Below are 3,938 nucleotides of genomic sequence, written 5' to 3' on the forward strand. Positions count from 1 at the left end.
GGTCCCTGGCGCCTCAGTCCTGAGGAATCGCCCGTTCGATCTCGTCGAGCCACGTGCGCGCCGACATGTCCGACGGTGCACGCCAATCGCCTCTGGGCGACAGCGAGCCGCCATGAGACACCTTGGGCCCGTTGGGCATCGCCGAGCGTTTGAACTGTGAGAACGAGTAGAAGCGCTGCGCGAAGACCTGCAACCAGTGCCGGATCTCGCCGAGGCTGTACGACGGGCGCTTGTCGTCGGGGAAACCCGGCGGCCACTGGCCACGGGAGGCATCACTCCACGCATGCCAGGCCAGAAACGCGACCTTCGACGGCCGGAACCCGTAGCGCAGCACCTGGAACAACGAGAAGTCCTGCAGCGCATACGGACCGACCTTGGCCTCGCTGCTCTGGATCTCCTCGTCCTCTCCGGTGGGGACGAGTTCGGGGGTGATCTCGGTGTCGAGCACCGATTGCAGTACCTCGTCGACGGCCGCATCGAACTGGTTGGACGAGACGACCCAGCGGATCAGGTGCTGGATCAGCGTTTTGGGCACCCCGGAGTTGATGTTGTAGTGCGACATCTGATCACCGACCCCGTACGTGGACCAGCCCAGCGCCAGCTCGGACAGGTCCCCGGTGCCCAGCACGATCCCACCGCGCTGATTGGCCAGGCGGAACAGGTAATCGGTGCGCAACCCGGCCTGGACGTTCTCGAAGGTGATGTCGTAGACCTTCTCACCGCGGGCGAACGGGTGGCCGATCTCGTTGAGCATCAGCTCCGCGGTGGACCGGATGTCGATCTCGGAGAAGGTCACCCCCAGCGTCTCGCCCAACCGGATGGCGTTGCCCTTGGTGCGTTCTCCGGTCGCGAACCCGGGGAGGGTGAAGGCGAGGATGTCGCCGCGCGGCCGGCCCAGCCGGTCCATCGCCTTGGCGGCCACGATCAGCGCGTGGGTCGAGTCCAGCCCACCGGAGACGCCGATGACGAGCTTCGGGGCGCCGAGTGCACGCACCCGCTGCTCCAGCCCGGACACCTGGATGTTGTAGGCCTCGTAACAATCCTGTTGCAGCCGTGAAGGATCCGCGGGCACGAACGGGAACCGCTCGACCTTGCGCAACAGGCCGATGTCCCCGGGCGGCGGATCGAGCAGGAACTCGACTCGGCGGTAACGCTCAGCGGTGATGCCGTGGTGGACCCGGTTGTCGTCGAACGTGCCCATCCGCAGCCGCTCCGAACGCAACAATTCGAGGTCGACGTCGGCGATCGAGCGGCGCACGCCGGCGGGGAAACGCTCCGAGGAGGCCAGACACTCCCCGTTCTCCCAGATCATCGTCTGCCCGTCCCACGCCAGATCCGTGGTGGACTCGCCCTCCCCCGCGGCGGCGTAGACATAGGCGGCCAGGCAGCGGGCCGAGGCCGACCGGGCCAGCAGCGCACGGTCCTCGGCGCGCCCGATCGTGATGGGGCTTCCCGACAGGTTCGCCAGCACCGTCGCGCCCGCCAGAGCGGCCTGCGCGCTGGGCGGAATCGGCACGAACATGTCCTCGCAGATCTCGACGTGCAGCACGAAGCCGGGCAGGTCCGTCGCTGCGAACAGCAGGTCGGGACCGAACGGGGCGTCATCGTCACCGATCCGCAGCACTCCACGCACGTCGTCGCCGGCAGCCATCTGGCGCCGCTCGTAGAACTCGCGGTAGGTCGGCAGGTAGGACTTCGGCACCACCCCGAGCACCCTGCCCCGATGGATGACGACCGCACAGTTGTAGATGCGGTGCCCGAAGCGAAGAGGGGCGCCGACCACCAGCACCGGCATCAGGTCCGCCGATCCGGCGACCACCTCGAGCAGCGCCTCGTGCACGGCTTCGAGAAGCGCATCCTGCATCAGGATGTCCTCGAGCGAGTACCCCGACAGGGTCAGTTCCGGGAATACCGCCAGGGCGACACTGTCGGCATCACAGTCCCGCGCCACCGCCAGCACCGACTCGGCGTTGGCCGCCGGGTCACCGATCGACGTGTGGTGCGTGCACGCGGCAACCCGGGCGAACCCCTGGTGGTAGGCCGAGTAGAAGTCCATCTCCTCCATTGTCGCCCGACGGCGCCACGAATTCGGGCAGGGGGTCGGTGTTGGCCTGTCGTTCGCCGGGCCGCATCACGCCCGATCCGTCGATTTCTCCTGTGTCGTTCATGCTGAACGCGTGAACAAGGTTGCCACTCAACGCCAGTCACGTCCGCTACTCACGGATCTCGCCGGCCTGCTCGACACTTTCCCGACGTTTGCAGCACTTCGTCCACTGTTCGACACCCGAGCGATCCGCGTCGAGGACGAACTGCACGACGACGTCTACGAGATTCGCGCCGAACTGCCCGGGGTGGACCCCGACGATGACATCGAAGTGACCGTCTGCGACGGCCGGCTCACGATCACCGCCGAGCGGGCCCGACCCAGCGAGAACTGTGGCCGCGCGGAGTTCACCTACGGATCCTTGACCAGGACCCTCGTCCTACCCGATGGCGCGGACCAGGACGACGTCAATGCCACCTACGACCGCGGCATCCTCACCGTGTCGGTGCCACTGGCCGACGAACACCGGATGGAGAAGCACATCGAGGTGGTCGAGGTCGTCAGCATCGACGAGGACGACTTCCATGCCGACGCGGACAGTGATCACGACGACGCCAACGAAGAGGGCGCTGACCAGCGCGTATCCTCTGAACAGGGCTGATCGCCTACATTCGAATGCGTGGAAGCACCCGAACTGGTCGACCTTCTCCGAGGCAGACGTCTGGCGGTGCTCACCGGCGCCGGGATGTCCACCGATTCGGGCATACCCGACTACCGGGGACCGGATTCACCGCCCAGCAACCCGATGACGATCCGCCAGTTCACCACTGATCCGGAGTTCCGGCAGCGCTACTGGGCACGCAACCACGTCGGCTGGCGGCACATGCACGCGACACGGCCCAACGGCGGGCATCGGGCCCTCGCCGAGTTGGAACGGTCCGGCGTGGTCGCCGGACTGATCACCCAGAACGTCGATCTGCTCCACACCAAAGCGGGCAGCCGGGCGGTGGTGAACCTCCACGGCACCTACGCGCAGGTGGTGTGCCTGGCGTGCGGCCACGCGATGGCCCGTGAGCACCTCGCGGCCGAGTTGGAACGACTCAATCCGGGATTCACCGAGCGCGCCGAAGCGGTCGGCGGAATCGCCGTCGCGCCCGACGCCGACGCGATGGTCACCGAGACGGCGTCCTTCCGCTTCCTCGACTGCCCCCGCTGCTCGGGCATGCTCAAGCCCAATATCGTCTATTTCGGAGAGAGCGTGCCCAAAGAGGTTGTCGAGCAAGCTTATTCGGTCGTCGACGATGCCGAGGCATTGCTGGTCGCCGGATCGTCGTTGACCGTCTACTCCGGCTACCGGTTCGTCCGCCACGCCGCCGCGAAAGGAATGCCCGTCGCGATCATCAACCGGGGGCCGACCCGCGGCGACGATCTCGCCACGGTCAAGATCGACAACGGCTGCTCACCGATGCTGGCACTGCTCGCCGACGAACTCCCCGCGCCGGGCGCCGTCATCTCCACGTGACGGGCATCCTCCGCACGGCGTGGATGAAATTGCCTGCCATGTAGGGCAATCTGTATCTGACGCAGATCCCACGCTAGACCGCGACGAGGTCGTCGGCGTGCACGGCGGGACGACGCATCTCGGTGGGTAGATCCGAAGTGGACCGGCCCAGTATGGTCGCCAGCTCGGCTGCGTCGTAGGCGACCACGCCGCGCGCCACCACCGTTGAATCCTGTGCCCGCAGCTCGACGACATCGCCGCCGTAGAACCGCCCGGAGAGCGCCGTGATGCCTGCGGCGAGTAGTGATCGCCGCTGCCGGACAACGGCATTGACCGCGCCGTCGTCGAGCGTCAACGTCCCGGCCACCTCGGCGGCGTAGCGCACCCAGAACC

3 protein-coding genes and 1 pseudogene are annotated in these 3,938 nt (G+C 66.9%); 2 read left to right on the top strand and 2 right to left on the bottom strand.

The features are described 5' to 3' along the window. Positions 1-13 precede the first annotated feature (13 nt). Complete coding sequence (locus tag WA965_RS03535) at positions 14-2,056, bottom strand: NAD(+) synthase (RefSeq protein WP_526297943.1); 2,043 nt, start codon at positions 2,054-2,056, stop codon at positions 14-16. Between the two features lie 121 nt (positions 2,057-2,177). On the opposite strand from WA965_RS03535, the pseudogene WA965_RS03540 reads away from it, so the two are divergent. Both WA965_RS03540 and WA965_RS03545 read left to right on the top strand, forming a co-directional pair. After that, positions 2,178-2,594, top strand: a pseudogene (locus tag WA965_RS03540) (Hsp20/alpha crystallin family protein); the annotation flags it as partial. A gap of 129 nt (positions 2,595-2,723) precedes the next feature. Then, entirely contained in the window at positions 2,724-3,566 is an 843-nt protein-coding gene (locus WA965_RS03545) for an NAD-dependent protein deacetylase (protein ID WP_526297941.1), read from the top strand. A gap of 73 nt (positions 3,567-3,639) precedes the next feature. Here WA965_RS03545 and WA965_RS03550 read toward each other — a convergent pair. After that, positions 3,640-3,938 (bottom strand): PUA domain-containing protein (locus WA965_RS03550; protein ID WP_526447082.1); only part of this gene is annotated, 299 nt, incomplete at its 5' end.

This window comes from Mycobacterium sp., from assembly GCF_049683935.1.
In the GTDB taxonomy this organism is placed as follows: domain Bacteria; phylum Actinomycetota; class Actinomycetes; order Mycobacteriales; family Mycobacteriaceae; genus Mycobacterium.

Excerpts from the sequence above, each read along its gene's own strand:
- WA965_RS03535 (WP_526297943.1), bottom strand. The coding sequence starts at position 2,056 with ATGGACTTCTACTCGGCCTACCACCAGGGGTTCGCCCGGGTTGCCGCG.